This window comes from Candidatus Marifrigoribacter sp. Uisw_064 (assembly GCF_047730175.1).
GTDB lineage: Bacteria > Bacteroidota > Bacteroidia > Flavobacteriales > Flavobacteriaceae > Marifrigoribacter.
Genome location: NZ_CP159833.1, coordinates 724,189 through 748,403, shown reverse-complemented (window position 1 = coordinate 748,403; position 24,215 = coordinate 724,189). Strand labels below are relative to the sequence as shown.

General features: G+C 31.4%; 22 protein-coding genes. 5 read left to right on the top strand and 17 right to left on the bottom strand.

Features of this window, described 5'->3' with window-relative positions; genetic code table 11:
• The gene (locus tag ABXT64_RS03360) at positions 1-2,697 is read left to right on the top strand and encodes a carboxypeptidase regulatory-like domain-containing protein (protein ID WP_443633974.1); all 2,697 of its coding nucleotides are present in this window, start codon (positions 1-3) and stop codon (positions 2,695-2,697) included.
• Between the two features lie 48 nt (positions 2,698-2,745).
• Here the strand turns inward: ABXT64_RS03360 and ABXT64_RS03355 are convergent, their stop codons facing one another.
• The 4 genes from ABXT64_RS03355 to kynU form a co-directional block, all read right to left on the bottom strand.
• A complete protein-coding gene (locus tag ABXT64_RS03355; protein WP_443633973.1) occupies positions 2,746-4,194 on the bottom strand; it encodes an aldehyde dehydrogenase in 1,449 nt (482 codons plus the stop codon).
• A 1-nt stretch (position 4,195) separates the two neighbouring features.
• Positions 4,196-4,618, bottom strand: a complete 423-nt coding sequence (locus ABXT64_RS03350) for a RidA family protein (RefSeq protein WP_443633972.1) — start codon at positions 4,616-4,618, stop codon at positions 4,196-4,198.
• 80 nt (positions 4,619-4,698) lie between these two features.
• Complete coding sequence (locus tag ABXT64_RS03345; RefSeq protein WP_443633971.1) at positions 4,699-6,117, bottom strand: FAD-dependent oxidoreductase; 1,419 nt, start codon at positions 6,115-6,117, stop codon at positions 4,699-4,701.
• Positions 6,118-6,192: 75 nt separating this feature from the next.
• Positions 6,193-7,461, bottom strand: a complete 1,269-nt coding sequence (gene kynU, locus ABXT64_RS03340; protein WP_443633970.1) for a kynureninase — start codon at positions 7,459-7,461, stop codon at positions 6,193-6,195.
• Positions 7,462-7,646: 185 nt separating this feature from the next.
• Between kynU and ABXT64_RS03335 the strand changes: the two genes are divergently transcribed.
• Complete coding sequence (locus tag ABXT64_RS03335) at positions 7,647-8,450, top strand: class I SAM-dependent methyltransferase (RefSeq protein WP_443633969.1); 804 nt, start codon at positions 7,647-7,649, stop codon at positions 8,448-8,450.
• On the opposite strand, the gene msrA is transcribed toward ABXT64_RS03335, so the two are convergent.
• The 3 genes from msrA to ABXT64_RS03320 all read right to left on the bottom strand — a co-directional run bounded on the left by msrA (position 8,447) and on the right by ABXT64_RS03320 (position 11,118).
• Complete coding sequence (gene msrA / locus ABXT64_RS03330; protein WP_443633968.1) at positions 8,447-9,130, bottom strand: peptide-methionine (S)-S-oxide reductase MsrA; 684 nt, start codon at positions 9,128-9,130, stop codon at positions 8,447-8,449. The two genes, ABXT64_RS03335 and msrA, sit on opposite strands and share 4 nt — an antisense overlap.
• A 110-nt stretch (positions 9,131-9,240) precedes the next feature.
• Positions 9,241-10,020, bottom strand: a complete 780-nt coding sequence (locus ABXT64_RS03325) for a zinc ribbon domain-containing protein (protein ID WP_443633967.1) — start codon at positions 10,018-10,020, stop codon at positions 9,241-9,243.
• Positions 10,021-10,023: 3 nt separating this feature from the next.
• Positions 10,024-11,118, bottom strand: a complete 1,095-nt coding sequence (locus tag ABXT64_RS03320; RefSeq protein WP_443633966.1) for a Nif3-like dinuclear metal center hexameric protein — start codon at positions 11,116-11,118, stop codon at positions 10,024-10,026.
• A gap of 43 nt (positions 11,119-11,161) precedes the next feature.
• On the opposite strand from ABXT64_RS03320, the gene lpxK reads away from it, so the two are divergent.
• Positions 11,162-12,163 (top strand): tetraacyldisaccharide 4'-kinase, encoded by a 1,002-nt coding sequence (lpxK, locus tag ABXT64_RS03315; protein ID WP_443633965.1) that lies wholly within the window; start codon positions 11,162-11,164, stop codon positions 12,161-12,163.
• Here the strand turns inward: lpxK and ABXT64_RS03310 are convergent.
• The 7 genes from ABXT64_RS03310 to ABXT64_RS03280 are packed head-to-tail and all read right to left on the bottom strand — an operon-like array spanning position 12,160 to position 19,437.
• Positions 12,160-14,406, bottom strand: a complete 2,247-nt coding sequence (locus ABXT64_RS03310) for a response regulator (protein WP_443633964.1) — start codon at positions 14,404-14,406, stop codon at positions 12,160-12,162. The two genes, lpxK and ABXT64_RS03310, sit on opposite strands and share 4 nt — an antisense overlap.
• Positions 14,407-14,436: 30 nt before the next feature.
• Positions 14,437-15,435, bottom strand: a complete 999-nt coding sequence (gene gap / locus ABXT64_RS03305; protein ID WP_443633963.1) for a type I glyceraldehyde-3-phosphate dehydrogenase — start codon at positions 15,433-15,435, stop codon at positions 14,437-14,439.
• Between the two features lie 10 nt (positions 15,436-15,445).
• Entirely contained in the window at positions 15,446-16,318 is an 873-nt protein-coding gene (gene lipA / locus ABXT64_RS03300) for a lipoyl synthase (RefSeq protein WP_443633962.1), read from the bottom strand.
• A gap of 41 nt (positions 16,319-16,359) precedes the next feature.
• On the bottom strand, positions 16,360-17,568 hold the full coding sequence (locus tag ABXT64_RS03295) for an Nramp family divalent metal transporter (protein WP_443633961.1): 1,209 nt from the start codon (positions 17,566-17,568) through the stop codon (positions 16,360-16,362).
• Positions 17,565-18,137: an RNA polymerase sigma factor gene (locus ABXT64_RS03290; RefSeq protein WP_443633960.1), complete on the bottom strand. Its 573-nt coding sequence runs from the start codon at positions 18,135-18,137 to the stop codon at positions 17,565-17,567. Before ABXT64_RS03290 ends, ABXT64_RS03295 begins: the two co-directional genes overlap by 4 nt.
• On the bottom strand, positions 18,128-19,222 hold the full coding sequence (locus ABXT64_RS03285; RefSeq protein WP_443633959.1) for a glycosyltransferase: 1,095 nt from the start codon (positions 19,220-19,222) through the stop codon (positions 18,128-18,130). The genes ABXT64_RS03290 and ABXT64_RS03285 overlap by 10 nt, the downstream gene beginning before the upstream one ends.
• Before the next feature lie 11 nt (positions 19,223-19,233).
• Positions 19,234-19,437 (bottom strand): membrane or secreted protein, encoded by a 204-nt coding sequence (locus tag ABXT64_RS03280; protein WP_443633958.1) that lies wholly within the window; start codon positions 19,435-19,437, stop codon positions 19,234-19,236.
• 88 nt (positions 19,438-19,525) lie between these two features.
• Between ABXT64_RS03280 and ABXT64_RS03275 the strand changes: the two genes are divergently transcribed.
• On the top strand, positions 19,526-20,119 hold the full coding sequence (locus tag ABXT64_RS03275; RefSeq protein WP_443633957.1) for a fasciclin domain-containing protein: 594 nt from the start codon (positions 19,526-19,528) through the stop codon (positions 20,117-20,119).
• Here ABXT64_RS03275 and murB read toward each other — a convergent pair.
• Positions 20,116-21,129: a UDP-N-acetylmuramate dehydrogenase gene (gene murB / locus ABXT64_RS03270; RefSeq protein ID WP_443633956.1), complete on the bottom strand. Its 1,014-nt coding sequence runs from the start codon at positions 21,127-21,129 to the stop codon at positions 20,116-20,118. The genes ABXT64_RS03275 and murB overlap by 4 nt on opposite strands.
• Positions 21,129-22,319 carry a pyridoxal phosphate-dependent aminotransferase gene (locus ABXT64_RS03265; RefSeq protein ID WP_443633955.1) on the bottom strand — a complete coding sequence of 397 codons (1,191 nt, stop codon included), beginning with the start codon at positions 22,317-22,319 and terminating at the stop codon, positions 21,129-21,131. Before ABXT64_RS03265 ends, murB begins: the two co-directional genes overlap by 1 nt.
• 101 nt (positions 22,320-22,420) lie before the next feature.
• On the opposite strand from ABXT64_RS03265, the gene ABXT64_RS03260 reads away from it, so the two are divergent.
• Entirely contained in the window at positions 22,421-23,758 is a 1,338-nt protein-coding gene (locus ABXT64_RS03260; protein WP_443634910.1) for an aspartyl protease family protein, read from the top strand.
• Positions 23,759-23,814: 56 nt separating this feature from the next.
• Here the strand turns inward: ABXT64_RS03260 and ABXT64_RS03255 are convergent, their stop codons facing one another.
• The gene (locus ABXT64_RS03255; protein WP_443633954.1) at positions 23,815-24,213 is read right to left on the bottom strand and encodes a DUF1573 domain-containing protein; all 399 of its coding nucleotides are present in this window, start codon (positions 24,211-24,213) and stop codon (positions 23,815-23,817) included.
• Between the last annotated feature and the right edge of the window lie 2 nt (positions 24,214-24,215).

Below are 24,215 nucleotides of genomic sequence, written 5' to 3'. Positions count from 1 at the left end.
ATGAAAAAAATGATTTGGGCATTTATGCTCTTATTTTCTATATCGATAACAGCTCAAGAAATTAAAATTAGAGGAGTTATAAAAGACAGTATTGGAAACCCTCTAGAGTTAGCCAATGTTATTGCAACTGTTAAAAGTTCTAGTGAAATTGAATCATATGCGATTACCAACTATGAGGGTAGGTTTCAATTAAATGTGCCCGCAAATAACACCTATCTTTTAAAAGCTAGTTTTTTAGGATATGAAACCTTAGAGAAAGAGGTGAGTGTTCAGGAAGATTCAAATGATTTAAATTTAGATTTCGTATTGAATTCAAAAGCTTCAGAATTAGAGGGGGTTGAACTGGTGTATGAAATGCCAGTTACCGTTAAGGGAGATACAATTATTTATAATGCAGATTCTTTTACAAATGGGACCGAACGAAAATTAGGAGACGTAATGAAGAAACTTCCTGGCGTAGAAATTAATGAAGACGGAGAAATAGAAGTAGAAGGAAAGACAGTTTCAAAAATAATGGTAGAAGGGAAAGATTTTTTTGATGGAGATTCAAAATTAGCAACTCAAAATATACCGGCTGATGCAATTGATAAGGTTGAGGTGTTAAGAAATTATAATGAGGTTGATCAAATGCGAGGGGTTGGAAATGATCAAGATAATATTGCAATTAATATAAAATTAAAAGACGGGAAAAAGAATTTTTGGTTTGGAGAAGTTTCTGCCGGAATAGGTATTGCTGATAATGAAACCGAATATTTAGTGCATCCAAAATTGTTCTATTATAGTCCGAAATATAGCATCAATTTAATAACCGATTTTAATAATATAGGAGAAGTACCTTTTACCTTTCGAGATTATTTTAAGTTTACGGGAGGTTTTCGAAATTTTAATCGTGGTGGTGGCACCAATTTTTCTATAGATGAAAGTGATTTAGGATTTGCTTTAATGCAAAACAATAGAGCCAATAAAATTGACTCAAAATTTGTTGCTGCTAACTTTAGTTGGCAAGCTTCTAAAAAATTAGATCTAAGCGGATTTGCAATTCTTTCAGATAACGAAACAAACTTAGTAACTAATTCTATTACTAATTATGTATTAGGAAGTACTGAAACTACAAATGCTATTACAGATCAAAGATCACAATTAGGAATGCTTAAGCTAAGTGGTGTTTATAAACCTAATTCTAATTTTCAATTAGATTATGACGCGCTTTATAAAACGGCAAAGCAGACCGAAAATAATAAGACCCTTTCTTTAACAGAGGTAGGAACAAATAACATTTCAGAAAATAAAGAAAACAAACCTTCATCTGTCAATCAAAACGTGAATTTTTATTATACGCTAAACGAGAAGAATATTTTTGCAGGACAAGTACAACATTTGTGGAAAGATGAAGATCCATTTTATAATGCGATCACAGATTTAATACCCTTTTCAGGAATATTACCGGTAGAAGATTCACAAGAGCGTTATAACATCAATCAAAATAAAAACATTAGAACGAATAAAATTGATGCTAAGGTTGATTATTATTATATAATCAATAATAAAAGTAATATCAATTTCACCTTAGGAAATACCTTTAGCAATCAGAAATTTAAATCAGGAATTTTCCAAATATTAGATTCAAATGAAACTTCTATTTTTAATGAAGACATTTTAAATAATGAGGTAACGTATCAGTTTTCAGATACATTTTTAGGAATGCATTATAAATTAAAAGCAGGTAAATTTACCTTTACTCCGGGGCTTACGTTGCATAATTATAACTTAAAAAATGAACAATTAGGAACTTCAGTAAGTCAAGATGATTTGACACTTTTGCCCGATTTAAATGTTATTCTAGATCTTAAAAAGAGTGAAAGTTTGCGATTTAATTATGCAATTTCTTCAGAATATACAGACATAAATAAGTATGCAGAAGCCTATGTGTTTAATAATTATAATCGAATGTTTCAAGGAAATAGAGACTTAGAAAATGCAACTTCTCATTCGTATAATTTAAATTATTTCAGTTTTAATATGTTTAATTATACCAATATAAACGCTTCTTTAAACTATACAAAGCGAATCAATTCATTAAAAAGCATAAGCTCTTTTGAAGGAATAAATCAAGTAAGTTCTTTAGATAATATTTCGAGTAATTTTCCAGATGAATTATTTTCAGCTTCAGGAAGATTCAGTAAAAGATTTAAAAAACTGCAGCTTAGGTTAAGTGCAAATGTTTCGTATAGTGAAAGCAATAATACCATTAATAATGAGATCACTGAAAGTGTAAGTTTAACCCAGAATTATAAAGCCAGTATACAATCTAACTTTAGAGACTGGCCTAATTTTGAAATAGGCTATAATCGAACTATTAACGATTATAACTCTGGAAATACAGAACAAATATTCTATACAGATCGACCTTTTGCTACTGTAGATGTAAAATTCTTGAAACATTTTACATTTAGTGCCGATTGGAGTCTTTATAATTATTCAGATAAAGCAAATACCGTAGAGAATAATTATTCATTTCTTGGAGCTGATCTGTATTTTAAAAAAGGAGAAAGCCCTTGGGAATTTAAACTACAGGCAACGAATATTTTAGATACCAAGTTTATAAATAATGATAGCTTTAATGAACAGTTCAATTCAACAAGTCAATATTTTGTATTGCCAAGAATACTAATGTTAGTGGTTAAATATGATTTGTAGGTTGGTTACTATTTTTTAACTTTAATGTATCACTTGTTTTAAGTTTCTTTATTCAGAATAAGTGATACATATATTTTTAGGTTCTGTAAAAAACTTAAGGGCTTCAAAACCACCTTCACGACCAACGCCACTATTTTTTACCCCTCCAAAAGGAGTTCTTAAATCTCTGTTTAACCAAGTGTTTACCCAAACAATGCCCGATTCAATTTTTTTAGAAATTCGCATCGTGCGATCTAAATTTTGAGTCCAAAGTGTAGCAGATAAACCGTACTCAACTCCATTGGCCATATTAATGACTTCTTCTTCTGTATCAAAAGGCATTAACGTTACAACAGGTCCAAATATCTCTTCCTGATTGACACGACATTGATCATCAAATACTTCAATTACTGTAGGTTCTAAATAATACCCATTTTCAGAACCTTTGACTACAACTGGATTTCCTCCAGTGAGAACAATTCCACCTTCTTCTTTAGCTATTTCAATATAAGATTGCACTTTTTCCATATGTGGTTTTGAAACTAATGCGCCAATATTTGTGTTTTCATCGAATGGATTACCTACTTTTAATTGGGCGACTTTAGTAACAAAATCTTTTTTAAATTTCTCAAAAATGGATCTTTCAACAAAAATCCGACTTCCACATAAACAGATCTGACCTTGATTTGCAAAAGATGATTTTAATGTAACCGCTAACATTTTTTCATAATTGCAATCAGCAAAGATGAGGTTGGGGTTTTTTCCGCCTAATTCTAGAGAAAGCTTTTTAAACATAGGAGCTGCGGTCCTTGCAATGTGTTCACCTGTGATTGTACCTCCTGTGAAAGAAATGGCTTTAATGTTTTTATGAGCAACGATTGCCTGTCCTGCAGAAGGGCCGGTACCATGTACAATATTTAAAACTCCATTAGGTAAACCAGCTTTCGTACATATTTCTCCCAACATAAAAGCAGTCATAGGAGTGATTTCACTTGGTTTTGCAACTACGGTATTTCCTGCTGCAATAGCGGGAGCAATTTTCCAAGTAAATAAATACAAAGGAAGATTCCATGGAGAAATACAACCTACAACACCAATAGGTTGGCGAAGGGTGAAATTCATGGTGTTTAATCCTACACTTTCATGTGCTTCACTTGCAAATTGGGTGATTGCATTACCGAAAAACCTAAAATTACTTGAGGCTCTAGGAATATCAACTGCTTTAGCTAAACTTAATGGTTTCCCATTATCTAATGATTCAGCATAGGCTAGTTCTTCTAAATTTTCTTCAATTAAAGTTGCAATACGAAGCATGATTCTACTTCGTTCTTCAATAGTTGTATTGGACCATGAAGGAAATGCTTTTTTAGCTGCTTCATATGCTTTTTCAACATCCTGTTCATTCGCATTAGCTATTTGAGAATATACTTCTCCATTAGAAGGATTGTAATTATCGATCCATGTTTCAGAAATAGGTTCGCAATAGTTGCCATCAATATAATTAAGGATTTTTTTCATGCTATTTAGGCTTATAAGCCATTGCTTTTATTTCAACAACTAAATTAGGATGCGGTAATTGATGAACAGCGACTGTAGTTCTTGTTGGTCCTGTTGCTTTATCGAAAAAGGTTCCATAAACTTGATTGTAACCTGCAAAATCATTCATGTTTACTAAAAAAGTGGTTACATCTACAACATCAGCCATTGTAGCACCTTCTGTTGCTAAAAAATCTTGGATATTTTCTAACACGGCTTGGGTTTGCTCTTTAATGTCTAAATGCATGCTACCCATTTCATCAATTTGATGAACGCCGGCAAAAGTATTGTCAGCTTTTCGAGAACTCGTTCCAGAAATGAAAATAAAATCTCCAACTCTTTTTACATGTGGATATGCACCTCTGGGTGTTGCCTTTCCTTCTACTAATGTACTTTTATTATTCATAATCATTAATTTTATTGTCAAGTCAAGCGCAGTCGAGGCCTAATTAAAACCCCTCGACTGAGCTCGGGGAGACATTCATTTTATAAATTTTTAACTACTGCGTCGTCATGTAAAACCTCCTTGGTTTCTTGTTGAACCAAATCAAGTTTTTCTTTTAAAGTCATTGTGTCATTTAACTTTCCGTCATCTAATAAATTAAGAATGGCTTTATCTTGCGCTCTTCCTTTTTTCATTGCTTCGGAATAGGGTATGTTTTCATTAAAAGTTACTAACGAATACTTTGAACTATATTCTGAAGGAAAATTTTCTTCGAAAGCAACTTCAAGTTTCCTTTTTTGCTGAAATAAAGGATTTGCTGTGTGTTCTTTCATTTCATGGAAATTATCTATAGCCAGATCAGCGATTGCATCTGCATCTTTTTTGCGAATGTTCTCGTATGCTTTGAAAATATGTTTCCATGAGGTATTACCCTTAGATAAATCTTCTTCAAACTGCGCTAAAACTTCATCAAAAACAACCACGTCTTCAAATGAAGCATTCATTCCTTGTCCGTAGAAAGGAACAATGGCATGCGCTGCATCTCCCATGAGTAAGGTGCTTCCATAGGTGCTCCAAGGAGAACATTTAACGGTTCCTAAAAACCCTGTTGGATTTTCGAAAAACTCTTCCGCTAAATTGGGCATTAAGGCAACTGCATCTGGAAACTCTGCATTAAAATATTCATTTACTTTTTCTGGTGTTGTGAGCGATTCAAAACAGTAGCCATTATCTTCATAAGGTAAAAATAATGTGACTGTAAAACTTCCATCTAAATTAGGAAGTGCAATTAACATATCTTTTCCTCTCGGCCAAATATGTAGCGCATTATTGGCTGTTCTAAACCCTCCATTTTCGGAGGGTGGAATAGTTAATTCTTTATAACCATGGCTAAGCCAATCGATAGAAAAACTAAATAAAAAGTTGCGGTCTTGATACATACTGTTTCTTACTGCAGATCCAGATCCATCAGTCCCAAAAATTACATCTGCTTGAATGTTTGTTTCTTCTCCAGTTTCATAGGCTTTAAAGTTAACAGAAGCATTTTTTAAATCAACTTTAGTACAAGCTTGATTAAAAATCAAAGTTACATTTGGTAATTTTTCAGTAGCATTCAATAAAATCATATTAAGGCCAGGACGAGAAATAGAGTTAATAGATTCGTTACCTCTTCCACTATAAGGACTCATAAATGAATTTCCTTCTTTGTCATGTATCATTCTACCAACCATGGGAAGACATAACTCGTTCACTTCATTGCTTAAGCCAACCATTTTCATGGCTTTTAATCCTCTGGCTGATAATGAAAGGTTGATGGAACGTCCAGCATCTAGTTCCATTTTTCTTAAATCGGGTCTTTTTTCTATTAATGTTACTTGATGACCTCGTTGTCCTAGACGTAATGCTAGAAGGCTACCGCAAAGTCCAGCGCCGATAATAAGTATATTCTGTTTTTGATTCATATTTGTTAATATAATTTGTCAGGTCGAGCGCAGTCGAGACCTTTTAAAACCTCTCGACTGCGCTCGAGGAGACATTTATCCGTTTTTTAATACAATTTTTAGTTTTACAACAAAATGGAATACATCTTCAAAACTATTATACAAAGGAGCAGGAGCGATTCGTATAACATCTGGCTCTCTCCAATCACTTATGACACCTGCTTTGGTAAGTTGTGTGTGTAAGTTTTTATCTGCACTTTTCACTTGTATCGATAATTGACAACCTCTTTCTTCAGGATTACTTGGCGTGATAATATTAATTAGTGGATTTTTTAAATCGTTGATTAGAAACTCAAGATATCCAGTTAATTTTACAGCTTTCTTCCGAATATTATCAAATCCAGCTTCTTCAAAAACATCTAATGATGCCCTTATAGCAGCCATAGATAAGATGGAAGGATTACTAAGTTGCCATCCTTCAGCGCCAACTAATGCATCAAAATCATGACGCATATTAAATCGGGTTTGTTTATTGTGTCCCCACCAACCTGTAAATCGTTTTAATTCTGAATTGTTTTCATGTCGCTCATGAACAAAACATCCACCTAAACTTCCGGGGCCACTATTTAAATATTTATAGGTACACCAAACGGCAAAATCTGCATTTATATCATGTAAATTGGGTTGTATGTTACCAGCACCGTGTGCTAAATCGAAGCCAACAATAGCTCCGTATTGATGCCCTAATTTTGTTATTTTTTTTAAAGGAAATGATTGTCCGCTATAATAATTAGTGCTTCCAATCATTAATAAAGCGATTTCATCACCTTGGTTTTTCATAATTTCTTCAAGATCTTCAAATCGACATAAATCTTCACCTTCTCTTGGTTTCCATAAAATCAATCCTTCTTTAGGGTCAAAGCCATGAAACTTTAACTGACTTTCAACAGCATATTTATCGGATGGAAATGCATCACTTTCAATTATAATTTTATATTTAGTCTTTGTAGGTTGATAGAAAGAAACCATCATAAAGTGAAGGTTCGCTGTAAGGCTGTTCATAATAACAACTTCACTTGGTTTTGCACCCACAATTTTAGCCATACTGTTTGTTAAGAATTCATGGTAAGGTAGCCATGGATTTTTTGCATCAGTATGTCCTTCTACACCATATTTTGACCAGTCGTTTAATTCTTGCTGAATATATTCTGAAGTTTTTTTAGGTTGCAACCCTAATGAATTTCCGCATAGATAAATTAGTTTTTGGCCTTGTTCATCTGTTGGAAAAAGAAATTCATTTCTAAATGAATGAAGCGGGTCTTGTTGGTCTTGACTTTGTGCGAATGCTAATGAATTTATATACATGTAATAAGATAGTTTTTGACTTCAAACAAAAATAAGAATAATTTAATCGATATATTTTATAAGAGCTTGTTTTAATTCAAGATGTCACTAATTCTGTCTTTGAAAATAGTTTCAGTAAAAATAAACAATCTATTTTTTTAACTATAGGTTTATGATTTGATTTATATTTATTAAAAATTTAATTGATGGGATTTCAGAATGAATATAATACCAATAAAGAAACTTGGAATAAAAAAGTAGCCGTTCATGCAGCAAGCGAATTTTATAATATGGAATATTTTAAAAAAGGGGATTCTTCTTTACATTCCTATGAGTTAAATGCTTTAGGAGATGTTAAAGGAAAGTCATTACTGCATTTACAGTGTCATTTTGGTCAAGATACATTGAGTTGGAGTAGGATGGGAGCAAAATGTACAGGTGTAGATATTTCAGAAGAAGGAATTAAATTAGCAAAAGAGCTTAAGGAAGAATTAAAACTTGATGCAACCTTTGTTTGCTGCAATGTATTAGATACTTCAAAGCATGTTACAGAACAATTTGATGTTGTATTTGCAAGTTACGGAACTATTGGGTGGTTGCCCGAATTGCAGCCTTGGGCTAAAATGATTGCTGAACGATTAAAGCCTGGGGGAACTTTTTATATTGTTGAATTTCATCCCATTGTTTGGATGTTTGACTATGCAGAAAACCCACCTAAGATGAGATACGGGTATCATCAAAAAGAAGTTGTTTTTGAAGAATATGCGGGAACGTATGCCGATCCAGATTCAGATATGATATCTAAAGAATTTGGTTGGAATCATAGTTTAGGAGAGATTATTAATGTTCTTGTCAATGAAGGGTTGCATATTGAATATCTAAATGAATATGATGCTTCTCCGTATAATATTTTTCCAGATTTAGAAAAAAGATTAGATGGGTATTATGAATTGCCATCAAAACTGTACCCTTTACTTTTTGAAGTGAAAGCGACTAAAAGTAAAACTTAATGTTTTAAATTTTCTTTCAATAATTCAGGAAATTTATTTTTAAAGCGATTCAATCTTGGAATTGATATTCGTTGAATATAAGGTTGGTTAGGATGCAGTCTTTCATAATCTTGATGATAGTCTTCCCCGAGCCAAAATTTTTGAAAAGGTAAAACTTGTGCAGCTACTTTCCCTTTGCCATAGATTGTTTCTAGTGCTTTTATTTTGTCTCTAATGATTTTCTTTTGTTCTTTATTCTGATAAAAAATAATGGAGCGGTATTGAGAACCATTATCGGGACCCTGACCATTCACTTGTGTAATGTTTTGCGAACCAAAATAAACATCAACCAATTGACTAAAACTAATAATTAAAGGGTCATAAATAATTTCGACCGCTTCTGCATGTCCTGTACTCCCTGTATTGCTAAGTTTATAAGTTGGATTATCAGTATGTCCGCCACTATAACCTGATATAGATTCTTTTACTCCTTTAATACTCTCATAAACTGCTTCTACACACCAAAAACATCCACTAGCAAAATAAGCACGCTCATGTCCATCTTGAATATCAACCACGATTGGTGTTTGTTCTTGTTGCGCTTTAGCTTCTAGTTCTTTGTTTTTTTTATTGGAAGAGTGACAAGCACTTTGAATTAAAAAGAGAGAGGCTATAAATAGAAGGGTTGAATATTTTTTCATATTATTTACTTTTTTAAATAAGTCGACAATCTTATTTATTCCTTTCTGAAAGATATAAAAAAAAAGCCTTTACAAATTGTAAAGGCTTTTTATATGAGGTTAAAATGAAATTATAATTTTTTAAATAATTTTTCCATTTTTTCTTTTTCTTCATTAGCTAGTTCTAAATCTATTAAAATTCGACCACTATGCTCATCAGTAATAATTTTTTTACGATTCGCTATTTCAACTTGAATTTGTGGAGGAATGATAAAGAAAGAACCACCAGAAGCACCACGTTCAACAGGTACTACTGCAAGGCCATTTTTTACATTAGTGCGTATACGTTTATAAGCACTAATAAGACGCTCTTCTATTTTCTTTTCAAAAGATTCAGATTTTTTAAATAAAGCCTCTTCTTCTTTTTCTGTTTCAGATAAAATTTCATCTAGCTCACTACGCTTATGCTTTAAATGATCTTCACGTCCTTTTAAACGTTCTTTAGTTTCATTTACAACTTCTTTCTTTTGTTCGATACTAGCTTTAAATTCTTTAATGTGCTTTTCATTTAATTGAATCTCTAATTCTTGAAATTCAATTTCTTTGCTTAAAGAATTATACTCGCGATTATTACGAACATTGTCTTGTTGCTTCGTGTATTTTTTGATAAGAGTTTTAGATTCCTCAATCTGATTTTTCTTGTTAGTGATATCATTTTCGATCACTTCAAGACCATCAGTAAGTTTTTCAAGACGAGTGTTCATTCCAACAACTTCATCTTCTAAATCTTCTACTTCTAATGGAAGCTCTCCACGAACACTTCTAATTTCATCAATTCGTGAGTCGATTAATTGTAAATCATACAATGCTCTTAACTTCTCTTCTACAGTTGTTTCAGTTTTTTTTGCCATGCTCTAATAATAGATAATAGGATTGGTGTTTATTTGTGATAAAACGATTGCAAAATTACTAATTTTTTTGTTAAGGAAGGATGCTAAAAGCTCTTTTGTGAACTGTTCACTCTCAAAATGTCCAATATCTGCTAAAATTAGTTCATTTTCAGCTTTAAAAAAGTCATGATATTTTAAATCAGCACTTATAAATATATCAGCACCAGCCCTTTTCGCTGCTTCAATGGCAAAACTTCCACTTCCACCTAATACTGCAACTTTCTTAATTGGTTTGTTTAAAAGTTTGGTATGACGAATACATTCTGTTTTCATTGTCTTTTTTAAGAATTTTAAAAATAAAACATCGTCTTGTGGCTTTTCAAGGATTCCAATCATTCCCATACCTAGATGCTGATTGACATTTTCTAAAGAAGTTACTTCATAGGCTACTTCTTCGTAGGGGTGCGATTTAAATAAAGCTTTTAAAATAGCGTCCTTGTTATGTTTTTGAAATGTTACTCCAATTTGAACTTCTTTTTCATGATGAAGTTCACCCTTTTCACCAAGAGTTGGCTTTGATTCTTCATTGCCCATATAACTGCCTGTTCCTTCAATAGTAAAACTACATTTAGAATAGTTCCCTATATTTCCAGCTCCGACTTTATACAGAGCTTCACGTACATGATTTACATTTGAAAGCGGTACGTAGGTATTGAGTTTTAAAATGGTATTGTTTTTTGGAATAAGGATTTCTCTGTTTTGTAGTCCTAATTTTTCACAAATCATAGCATTTACACCGTTCCATGAATTATCAAGTGCTGTGTGCATTGAAAAAATAGCGATATCGTTTTTTATAGCTTTTAAAAGAACACGTTCTACATAATTTTTACCGGTTATCTTTTTTAAACCTGAAAAAACGATAGGATGAAAACTGACGATGAGATTACATTTCATGGTAATTGCTTCATCAACTACACTTTCAAGAGTGTCTAATGTTACAAGAACACCTGAAACATTATTGTCCTTATTACCTACTAAAAGACCCGTATTATCAAAATCTTCACTATAAGCAAGAGGGGACAATTCTTCTAAAATGTTGATAAGCTCATAAATCTTCATAATTTCGATTTTACGGTAAAGATAAAAAGTATATTTTCGTTATATGAAAATTCTTCGAAAAATCCTCTTTCCTTTTTCCATATTATATGGATGGATTACTGCTATTCGTAATATAATGTATGATAAAGGTTGGAAGGAAAGTAGATCGTATAATATTCCTATTATTTGTGTAGGTAACCTGTCTACAGGAGGTACAGGTAAATCTCCTATGATCGAATTTTTGATAGACTTTTTACAAAAAGAATATCAAGTTGCTGTTTTAAGTCGTGGTTATAAAAGAAAAACAAAAGGCTATAAAGAGGTTCTTTTTTCTAGCACAGCAGAAGAAGTTGGCGATGAACCACTTCAATTTAAGCAGAATTTTCCAAATTGTACTGTAGCTGTATGCGCGGATCGAAGAACTGGGATTGAAAAGTTACAAAGAAATGCTGAAGTTATTTTATTAGACGATGCCTTTCAACATAGAAGAGTTAACCCTTCAACCAATATATTATTGACAACTTTTGATGACCTTTATATAAATGACTATATGCTTCCTACTGGAAATTTACGAGAATATAAAAAAGGAGCCAATAGAGCCGACTTTATTGTTGTAACAAAATGTCCGGAAAAAGTAGCGTATTCAAAATTACAAGAAATTCAGTTTAATTTAAAACTAAAACCACATCAACGCATCTATTTTTCTAAAATTGGATACGATGAATCTATATATGGTGTTACTGAAACCAATCCAATTTCATTTTTAAAAGATAAATTTTTCACCTTGGTTACAGGGATAGCAAATCCTCAACCTTTAATTGATTTTCTTAATAAGAATTCTTTCCAATATGAGCATAAGAAGTATGCAGACCATCATCATTTTACAAAAGAAGATATTAATGAATTGAAGGAAAAAGAACTTATTTTAACTACGGAGAAAGATTTTGTTAGACTACAGCCTAAGTTGAAAAAGTTCGCTATTTATTATTTGCCTATTACAACTGTACTATTAAATGAACAAGAAGAGTTTTTTAAAAATGGGATATTAAAAAGCATAAAAAATTAACCATTGACAGGAAGTTTACTAGCTTTTAATGTACGGTAAATCTTTTCGAAGAAATCTTCAGGTTTAAAAGGTTTTGGTATAATTTCATTAAAACCAGCTTTGTAAAAATCATCTAAATTTTCATCTATTGTAACTGCTGTTAAAGCAAGAATAGGGATCTGTTTATTAAACTCTCTAATTCTTTCAGTTGCTTCAACACCACTTATTCCTGGCATGTGAATATCCATTAAGATAACTTCAAAGTTATTTTCTTTTACCAATTTGATTGCGTCCATTCCATTGTCTGCAACTTGACAAACCATCTTGTTTTTTTCAAGAATTTTCTTGGTGATCATTTGGTTAATTTTATTGTCTTCTACCACGAGTATTGAGGCATTTTCAAGAGCAGTATAATCAATGTTATAGATAGTGTTATTATCATCGTCTTGAACTTCTGAAACATCAAAGCCTATATCAAACCAAAATTTAGATCCTTGGCCTAATTGACTTTCTAAATAGATTTTACTATTCATTAACTCTAATAGGTTTTTCACTATGGAAAGACCTAAGCCAGAACCACCAAATTTTCTGTTTATTTGAAGTGAACCTTGTGAGAAGGTCTCAAATATACTTTTTTGCTTTTTCTTAGAAATTCCTACACCATCGTCTTCAATTTCAATACGAAGTTTTACCTTATTATTGCTTTGTTCCAATTTTTGTATTCGAACAGTTACTGCTCCATTTTGGGTAAACTTTACAGAATTACCTATTAGATTAATAAGGACTTGTGAAAGTTTTAATGGATCACCTACTAGCTTTTCAGGAATATCATCATCGTATTCTAATTTTAATGTATTTTTCCTGTCTTCTGCTGTTCTTTTTAGCGCTACCAATACATCATTAATACGTTTTTTTAAGCTAAAGCCAGTTTTTTCAACTTCAACTTTATTGGCTTCGAGTTTGTTTAAATCTAATATATTGTTAATTAATGATAGCAAATATTCGCCAGAGAATTTTAAAGAATTTAGATGTTCCTTTTGATCAGGTTTTGGATCTTCTTCTAGAAGTAAATGAGTAAGACCAGTTACAGCATATAAAGGGGTTCTTAACTCATGTGTAATAGTAGAAAGAAACTGGGCCTTTGCCAATGATGCTCTTTCTGCTTTTTCTTTCGAAAGGGTAAGTTCTACAGTTCGATCTTTTAATAAATCATTTGCCTTTGCACGAAGGTTATTGTTTTTAAATAACGAAAGTGCAAGTAAGGATAAAATGATTATTAAAGCTATACTTAACCCAGTAGTCGTTTTTCCTAAGTCTATCGATTTTTGTTTTTTATCTATATCATCTTGTTGATTTGCAATAATTTCAATATAATCACCAACATTCGAATCATCTTCAAAACTTCTAGATATAATACTTAAATAGATGTGGTATATAGAATCCTTCTTCTTAGAATATAAACTTAAAAGACTTTCTGCAGCCTTATTTTGATTTTCTCTTAGGGCAACTTGAGAAGATATTTTATAACTTTCAATATCTAATTCAGTGAAATTGTTGAATTTAATAATTGTTACTGCGTTAACTAATTCAACTTTAGCATTTTCAAAATTTAAAGAGTTAATACCTGAATCTTCTAAATTTAAAAGGGCTTCAGATTTTAACAATGAACATAAAGCTAATTGGTAAGGGAGTTGATAGTTAATAAGCAAAGACTTTGAGGCTTCAAAATAATTAATAGCCTCCTTGGTATTCCCTTTTTTAAATTCAAGAATTCCAAAAGCTAACACATTCTTAGCAAGATTTTTTTCATCATTTAAATTTGTGAATATATCATCAGCTTCTTTTAAATATTGTTCCGCTTTTTTAAAATCATTTTTATGTGTTAAAATTGAACCATAGAGCAGATATGATTCAGCAAGTAGTTTATCGTTTTTTAAGTCTTTTATAAGACTAATTGCATTTATAGTTTCAGAAGCAGCTTTGTCATAATTATGCAAACTGAATTGTAACTCAGCTATATCAAGATAAATAGTTGTTTTTAATGAATTATTTTTTGAATTTGCAACTAACTTACTAGCCTTATTCAAGTTTATCATTGCAGTTTCAAAATCTTGTACTGTAATAGCATTCTTGGAATTAATTTGATATTCTTTAATTAATGCAATAGTATCTTTTTTAACATCTTGACTATAAGAAGTATACGTCGATGAAAAACATAGAGATACTAGTAGAATTGATATGTAATTATGTACTATTTGTCGCATTTAATTATTGTGCCTCAACGTTAAATATAGTTATTTCCTCGATAACTGTAGGATTAAATCGATTATTCTCGAAGAATAGCCTATTTCATTATCATACCACCCAATAATTTTAACCATTTTTCCAATAACTGAAGTCATTTCAGCATCTAATATACAAGAATGGGTATTTCCAATAATATCTATTGAAACTATCGGGTCTTCAGTATATTGTAAAATATCTTTTAGGTTATTTTCTGAAGCATATTTAAATGCCTCATTTATTTGTTTAATAGACACCTCATTTTTCACATTAAAAGTAATATCTGTTAAAGAACCATTAGGAATTGGAACACGAATTCCACACCCTCCAATAACAGTTGATAAATGAGGAAATATTTTAGTCAATGCTTTGGCAGCACCTGTGGTTGTAGGGACTATTGACTGGCTTGCAGCTCTTGCTCTTCTTAAGTCTCGATGAGGTTGGTCATGTAAACTTTGATCGGTTGTATAGGAATGTATGGTCGTGATATATGCTTGTTCAATACCACAAAGTTCATCAATGATTTTAAGCATTGGCCCTGCATTATTTGTGGTACAAGAAGCATTTGAAATGATCGTTTCTGTACCATCTAAAATATGGTCATTAACACCCAAAACTACCATTTTAATTGAATCGTCTTGTGGAGGAACCGAAAGAATGACTTTTTTAGCGCCTGCATTTAAATGTGTTCCTAATTGTTCTCTTTTTCTATATACACCAGTACATTCAACAACTATGTCAATATTATTCCAGGTAATGTTCTTAATGTTTTTTTCAGAAGAAAATGAAATAGAAGTGCCTGCAACAATAATTTCTTTTTCAGAATAGGATACATCTTCTTTTAAAACACCATGAATACTATCGTATTTTAATAGATGGCTTAAAGTTCTAGCATCTGCTAAATCATTTATTGCTGTTACTTGAATGCTTGGATGATTATGTAATAATCGAAATAAGTTTCTTCCTATTCTTCCAAATCCATTGATAGCAATGTTGATTTTATTTTCCATCTTATTAGGTTTAAGTAAGATGTTTTTGAGCTTTATATGAAGAACGAACTAAGGGGCCACTTTCTACATGACGGAATCCCATTTTTAATCCAATTTCTTCGTATTCTTTAAACTGCTCTGGAGTAATAAATTCTTTAACAGGAAGATGTTTTTTTGAAGGTTGTAGATATTGTCCAATAGTAATAATATCTAATCCCACATTTCTTAAATCACTCATAGTTTCTAAGACTTCTTCTTTAGTTTCCCCTAAGCCGAGCATGATTCCACTTTTGGTTCTAGATACCCCTTGCTTTTTTAAATAATTTAAAACTTCTAAACTACGCTCATATTTTGCTTGTATACGTACTTCTCTTGTTAGGCGTTTAACGGTTTCCATATTATGAGAAACTACTTCAGGATGTACAGCGATAATTCGATCAATAATTTTTGTGTTTCCTTGAAAGTCAGGAATTAAAGTTTCAAGTGTAGTATTAGGATTCATTCTTCTAATGGCTTTTACTGTTTCAGCCCAAAGAATAGATCCCATGTCTTTAATGTCATCACGATCTACAGAAGTGATTACGGCATGTTTAATCTCCATTAACTTTATAGAACGTGCAACTTTTTCAGGTTCATCCCAATCAATTGAATCTGGCCTCCCTGTTTTTACTCCACAAAATCCACAAGAACGTGTGCAAATATTTCCTAATATCATAAAAGTAGCGGTCCCTTCAGTCCAACATTCACCCATATTTGGACAACTTCCAGAAGTGCATATAGTGTTAAGACTATATTTATCTACTAGTCCTCTTAAGTCTGTATATTTTTTACCTGTAGGTAACTTAACTCGAAGCCATTTTGGCTTTGGAGTATGTGCTGTTTTTTCTGAAATTTTCGTGCTCATAATAGCTTACAAAGGTACAAAGAATCTCTAAAATAATATCTTTACAAAGTACTAAGATACCAAATGCAAAAAACGACTAATATTAAGATGCAAATTAAGCTATATACTTTCATGCTTTTAGAAGGTTGAGCTTCTTTTGGAGTGTGTTTACTTGTAATTAATTTATAATTAGCGATAGCGTAAAATGGAGCAGTTAAGAAAGATAATATGGTTGCGATTTTTATAAGTAGACCCATTTCAGAAACAAAGAATAAGAATATTCCTAAAGTTCCAGTTATTAAAATAAGGATCCATAGAAGATAGCCTCTTTTAAAAGTTTTTTCTGAAATAAGTTCAGTGGTTTTATTCATTACTCTGGGAGAAGCATCTAGAGTCGTTAGGGTTGTGCTAAACATAGTCGTTAATGCGGCTATTCCTATTATTATTTTAGCACCCTCTCCTAAACTTGAAGTATACATATTGATTAACTGGTTGGCAAATTCGCCTCCTTTAGGAGAAAAGGTTTCAGTACTGCCAAACATAACTATTGCCCCTAATGATAAAAACCCAATACCTAAAATGAGGGTGATAATATATCCTACATTAAAATCGAAATAAGATTGTTTTAATGTAATTGAAGGGTTTGTTTTTTTCTTTTCTAAAGTCCAAATTGAATTCCAAATCGATATATCTAAAGGTGCAGGCATCCATCCCATAAAGGCTATTAAAAATGCTATAGAAATAGGGTCATTAGGAATAACTTGAGTGAAATCTAAAGTGGTTGAAGGTTGAAAAGCCACAGCGACAGCTACAATGGTACTTATTGTAAGACAAATAACGATGACCTTCATTAGGGAATCTAAAATTTTATAACGCCCAATTAGTAAAACACAGACGCAAATTCCAGTAATAATAGTAGTCCAAAATACCAAAGAAGAACCACCAAATAAATAGGATGCAATTCCAGCAGTGACAATAGTAACTGCAGTTTGTATGGTAAACATCGTAGCGAATGTGATGATGAAGTATGCAATTAAAACTCCTTTATTTAGTTTTTTATACCCTTCTAATAAGCTTTCACCGGTTGCTGCTGCATATCTTGGGCCGAATTGAAAAAATGGATATTTTACAATGTTAATTAATACCAAAGCCCAGATTAATCCAAATCCAAAATCAGCTCCAGCTCTTGTAGATTGTACCAAATGTGAAACGCCTATTGCAGCACCAGCGAAAAGAAATCCAGGGCCTAATTTTTTAAGCGAAATTTTCAATGTAACTGTTTTTCAGAAATGATTTCAGCTAATAATTTTTTAGCTCGAAGCAATCTAACTTTTACATTATTTAAAGGTTCATTAAGACTTTGAGATATTTCTGAATAACTCATCTCTTGAAAATATCTTAGGTTAATTACATCTTGATAATGTGGTTTTAATTTTTTGATGTATCGCAATAATTCTGAGAGGTGTTGTTCTCTAATAATTTTATCTTCAGGAGTAGGAGCATCATCGGGTATTTTTTTCACCAACTCATCTGATGCATCAGTAGTTTGAGAATAAATTGATGCGTTTTTCTTTCTAGTTTTATCTATTTGAATATTTTTTGAGATGGTAATAAGCCAAGTATTGAAAGTGTATTTTTCATTGAAAGTATCTATTTTATCAAATGCTTTTGCAAATGTTTCAATAGTAATATCTTCAGCTTCATGTTCATTGTTAACTCTCTTTAACTGAAAGCGATACACGCCACTCCAATAATAATCTAACAGAAACTTAAAGGCAGATTGAGATCCTTTTTTTGCATTTTCAATATTATTTAAAATATCTTTTTTTGTTATTTCCACTGCGTGTTTTTTGAAGTACTATTCGAAATAAAGATACTCAATTGTATGAAAATTAAAAATATCTCCCAAAGTGGTAAAAGTAGGATCAAGTCTTTTTGATCTAATTTCAGTGCAGATTTACCTATTATAATCCATTGTAATAAAAATCGAAAGGCAATAATAATTGCTGGAATTTTCCAATCAATCATAAGTAGAGAAACAATGGCAAGGATCCAAAATAAAATTTGTGATAAAAAATAAAGGCCCAACAAAAATTGATGTATATCTTTGTAATGTTTAGCTGTTGAAATGTGTCTTTTCTTCTGAATACTCCATTCTTTCCATGTTTCTTTAGGCTTAGAAATTGTAAAAGAATCTTTAGAAAAACAAAGAGCTGTGTTTTTTGAAGTTGCTACTTCATTTACAAATAAGTCATCATCTCCAGAAAGAATTTTCATGTGTGACATAAATCCATTATTCTCATAATAGAGGTTACTCGTGTAGGCTAAATTTCTTCCAACGCCCATATATGGCATACCAGATTTTGCATACGAAAAATATTGTATTGCGGTTAATAATGTTTCATATCGAATGAGTTTATTTAAAAAGCCAGATTTTTTCTGATACGTTCCAAAACCTAAGATCAATTGTTTTTTTGAAGAAAACTGAGTCACCATTTTTTTCATCCATAGTGTAGAATTTGGCTTACAATCTGCATCTGTAAAAAGCATTCGTTTGTTTTTAGCAGCTTTTATACCTAAGGTAAGAGAGTATTTTTTATTTCCCCAAAAGGCCTCATTATTTTTTACATTAACAATTTTAATTCTTGAATCTTCTTTAGCAAAAGATTCCAAAACCTCTAAAGTATCATCATAAGAGGAGTCATTAATTAATATAATTTCAAAGTCATTATAATCCTGTTGTTGCCAAATAGGGATGTTAATCTTTAAATTTTCAGCTTCATTTTTAGCACAAATTATTAGGGAAATAGGAAATTCTTCCGAAGAAATTATTTCTTTAGGTTGTAAAAAAGAGAATCTAGAAAATAATAAGAGGTATGCACAATTAACGAAAACTACTGCTGCGAATATGTAAAGTAGTAGCATATAAATTAAGGTTATGTATGCTTTTCTTCTACACAGGTATCAAATTGATCGGGTGTTTTACCGCAGAAACCACATGAATCTCCATCTTTATTAAGAAAAGGACTTTGGCTAGCACAAGTACCTGCAAATTCACCATCTTTCTTAGCCCAAATTTTTATGGCAATACCTGCAACGGCAAGAAGTAATAGTATAATAGTGATTAGTAATAATTTCATAATGCAAAATTAAAGAACAAAATTACAATCTTTATTGCTGAAGTACTCGCAATTTTCCTTAAATTTAATAAGACAATTTCAAAAAATTATGAACTCTAAGTATTTTATAATCCTATTTATCTTTTTAAGTATAGGTCTTACTAGTTGTAAAGATGATAAAACTAATGACGATTTAAAAAGCCTAATAGAAGAGTCTATAAATAACACTAATGATGCTGTGAAAAAGCCATTGTTAAATAATATCTATAGCAAAATTACGGCAACAGCAGAATTATCAATATTGGAAAAGATTTTAGATAGTTTAGATTTAAAGAATACCTTAATTTATGAAAAAGGTCCCTTTACTGTATTTGCTGTAAAAGATGAGGTGTTTAATTCTTTCCTGGAATCAGACTCATTATTTTCAGCTATTTCAGAAAACAATGAAGAATGGAAAACGATTATGACAACTTATATTATAAATGATCGTATTAGTTCAGTTGATATATTTCAGAAGATAAAGAAAAATGGAGGCATTTATCAATTAGAAACTAGTTCTGGTCGTTTTTTGAAGTTCTATATAAATGAAAATGATATCGTTGTTGAAGGGCCTAAAGGATTAACCTCAAATATTGGTAAAAGTGATATTATAGGGGTAAATGGTATTCTGCATGTGATTGATAACTTAATTGGAAGTCATTAAATTACATTCACTTCAGGTTCTATAGTAAGGTTAAAGTCTTCTTTTACTTTTGCTTGAATTTTTAGGGCAAGATTCCATAGTTCTTTTCCGGTAGCATTATCATAATTAACAAGAACTAATGCTTGTTTTTCATGTACTCCAGCATCTCCATATTTTTTTCCTTTAAAGCCAGATTTCTCTATAAGCCAACCTGCTGGAATTTTATAAGCTGTTTCTGAAATTTTATAAAAAGGAGCATTTGGAAATTTTTCAATAAACGATTTAAATTCCAAATCACTTATAATAGGATTTTTAAAAAAACTTCCACTATTCCCTAGCTTTTTAGGGTCTGGCAGTTTGGACTCTCTAATCGATATTACTGCTTTCGAAATATCTGAAATACTAGGTTCCTTTATACTGTTTTTAGTAAGTTCATCTTTAATAGCTCCGTAAGAAATGCTTTTATTATGTTCTTCTTTAGTGAGTTTGAAAGTTACATCGGTAATGATGTATTTTCCTTTGGCTTCGTTTTTAAAAATAGAATTCCGATATCCAAATTTGCAATCAGAGTTTGAAAATTCTTCTTTTTTTAAGGTTTCGATTTCTAATGCCGAACAGTTCACAAAAACATCTTTCAGCTCAACTCCATATGCACCAATATTTTGTATTGGAGCAGTACCAACATTGCCTGGTATTAAAGATAAATTCTCAATACCACCATAGTCATTATGGATACAGTATTGAACAAATTCATGCCAGTTTTCACCTGCATTCACTTTTAAATAAGCATGATGTTTTGTTTCATTTACAAGTTCAATTCCTTTTAGGTTGATATGTAATACTAAGGCATCAACATCTTTAGTTAAAAGCAAATTACTGCCTCCGCCTAAAATAAATAAATTAGAATGAATACTGCTTTGTAAAGCTTCTATAAGTTCACTTTGAGAATTAATAGATATAAAATATTTCGCAGCACAATCTATTCCAAACGTATTGAAATTTCTTAGCGATTTATTTTTTTCAATTTGCATTAATTCGAATATTCTTGAAGTGCAACTTTTAAAATTTCAACTGCTTTAATTAGGCTTTCTTTATTAAGGACATATGCTATTCGAATCTGATTTAATCCCATCCCTTTTGAAGAATAAAATCCTGCAGCAGGAGCAACCATAATCGTTTCACCATCTAGATCAAATTCTTCAAGCAACCATTGAGCAAAAGCGTCACTATTTTTAACGGGTAATTCTACAATACAATAAAATGCTCCTTTAGGTACTCCAACTTTTACCCCAGGAATTTCTTTTAAATTATTGATTAAAGTATCTCTTCGCTCTTTATATTCAACAATTACTTCATCAAAATAATTTTTTGGAGTTTCAAGGGCTGCCTCACTTGCAATTTGTGCAAATGTAGGAGGGCTTAATCTAGCTTGAGCAAATTTTAATGCTGTTGCAATCACATCCTTATTTCTTGAAACTAAACATCCAATTCGAGCTCCACACATGCTGTATCTTTTTGAAACAGAATCAATAATAATTCCGTTATCAGCTAAGCTTTCTTCTTGAAGAATAGAATAATGTTCAAGACCATCATATGTGAATTCCCTGTACACTTCATCTGAAACTAAATAAAGATCATGTTTCTTTACAATAGATGCTAGCTTTTGAATTTCATCTTTAGAATATAAATACCCTGTTGGATTTCCAGGGTTACAGATGATAATAGCTTTTGTTTTTGGCGTAATTAACTTTTCAAATTCTTCAATAGGAGGAAGTGCAAAATTGTCTTCAATTTTAGAAATCACAGGAACAATATTTACACCAGAAGCCATAGCAAAACCATTATAATTTGCGTAAAATGGTTCAGGTATAATAATTTCATCCCCTTGATCTGCAATTGTACCCATGGCAAAAAGTAATGCTTCACTCCCACCAGTAGTTACAATAATATCATTTGCAGAAACGGGTATATGATTTCTATTATAATAAGCGGCTATTTTTTCACGGTATTCTTCTGAGCCTTCAGAACGGCTATACGCTAATGTCTCAAGGTTATGGTTAGCGACAGCATCCATCGCTGCTTGAGGCGACTTAATATCGGGTTGGCCAATATTTAAATGATACACTTTTTTATTCGCTTTGTACGCTTTTTCTGCAAACGGAACCAATTTTCTGATTGGTGACTCCGGCATGTTTTTTCCTTTTGTTGAAATTGAAGGCATGATAAAAATATTTAAAAGCAAAGTTGCAAAATATTTCTTAAAAAAAGACTAATAAGACAGCTCATTCGGTAATTTTTTATATCTTGATATTATAAAAAAAAATTAAAAATATACATCGCTTCGTATTAGTAGTAGTCACATTTTTATGTGTTTCTACTTCGGGTTTATCCCAAAGTGGATTCACCTTACCTTCAACACATACTAAATATAAATTTAGTTTTAAATTAATTAATAACCTTATAGTAATACCTGTTGAAATTAATAATAAAAAGCTTTCTTTTTTATTAGATACAGGAGTTAAATCGACTATTTTATTTGGGTTGCCAAATGATTCCTTGCAGCTTAACAGCCTTCAAAGAGTTAAAGTAAGGGGTTTAGGCCAGGGAGGTAGTGTTACTGCTTTGAAAAGTGAAAATAATTTAGTGAAAGTTCATAAAGCTACAAATGTTAATCAGACCCTATATGTAATCTTTGATGAGTCTCTTAATTTTTCTACAAAAATGGGAATTCCTATTCATGGAATTTTAGGATTCGACTTTTTTAAAGATTTTGTAGTGAGAATTAATTATTCTACACACAAAATAACAATTTATAATCCATTAACTTATAAAAAGAAAAAATGCAAAAAGTGCGAAGAATTTGATTTAAGATTCCATAATGGAAAACCTTTTGTTGACTTGGATATTTTTAATGAAGAGATGCTACAAGAAAAAGTTACATTACTTATAGATTCTGGCTCTAGTGATGCGCTTTGGTTATTTAATGAAACTAATTATATATCTGAGGAGTCTGTAAATTATTATAAAGATTTTTTAGGTCAAGGGCTTAGTGGAAGTATTTATGGGAAAAGAGCAAAACTGAATAGAGTTTCAATTGGCAGTCATTCATTAAATAATGTTAATGTTGCTTTCCCTGAAGAATTAGCTTTAGAAAATATTAAATTTTTCGAAGAAAGGGATGGGAGTATTGGAGGTGACTTTTTAAGAAGATTCAATGTAATTTTTGATTATTCATCAAATAAAATGTCTGTAAAGAAAAATGGAAAATTTAAAGACCCTTTTCATTACAATATGAGCGGTTTGGTGTTAGAGCATGAGGGTATGACCATAGTAAAAGATGCTAAGAGTGTTATTGGTAATGCCAATGAAAACAATAATGAAGCATCAAGTGTCACTAGCATTCCCATAGGAACGGTTTATGATATTTTATTAGTACCTAAATATGTAGTATCGGAAATTAGACAGGAATCTCCTTCTGCTTTGGCAGGGATGAAAAAAGGGGATGAAATAATTAATATAAATGGAAGATTAGCATTTCGATACGATTTAGATGAATTAATTGGGCTTTTTACATCGAAAGCAGGTAAAAAAATCACTATAGTTTATAAAAGAAATGGGATGACATTTAAAGCAAAATTTGTTTTAAAAGAAATGTTTTAAATATAAAAAGGACATAATATTAATTATGTCCTTTTTATGTATTGGTTTAAAGGCGATTATGATTTTTCTAAAACACTTTTATCTTCACCTAAAATTTTACCTTTTATCTTTAAAGATTTAATAGGCTCATCTGCATTAGAATAGACCGTTATAGTTTTTCTAATAGGACCTAATCTTTTAGTGTCATATTTTACTTTTATTACACTAGATTCACCTGGACCTACAGGACCTTTTGGTTTTTCTGGAACTGTACAACCACAACTCGATTTTACTTCACTAACAATTAGGGGAGCGTCACCTGTATTTGTAAATTCAAAAACACGTAAACCATCACTTCCTTTTGCAATTTCACCGTAATCGATAACTTCTGCTTTAAATGTAATCTTTGCTTGTGCTATTGATTGTGGGGCAATACCAACAAAAGCTAATAAGACTAGAATTACTAATTTTTTCATAA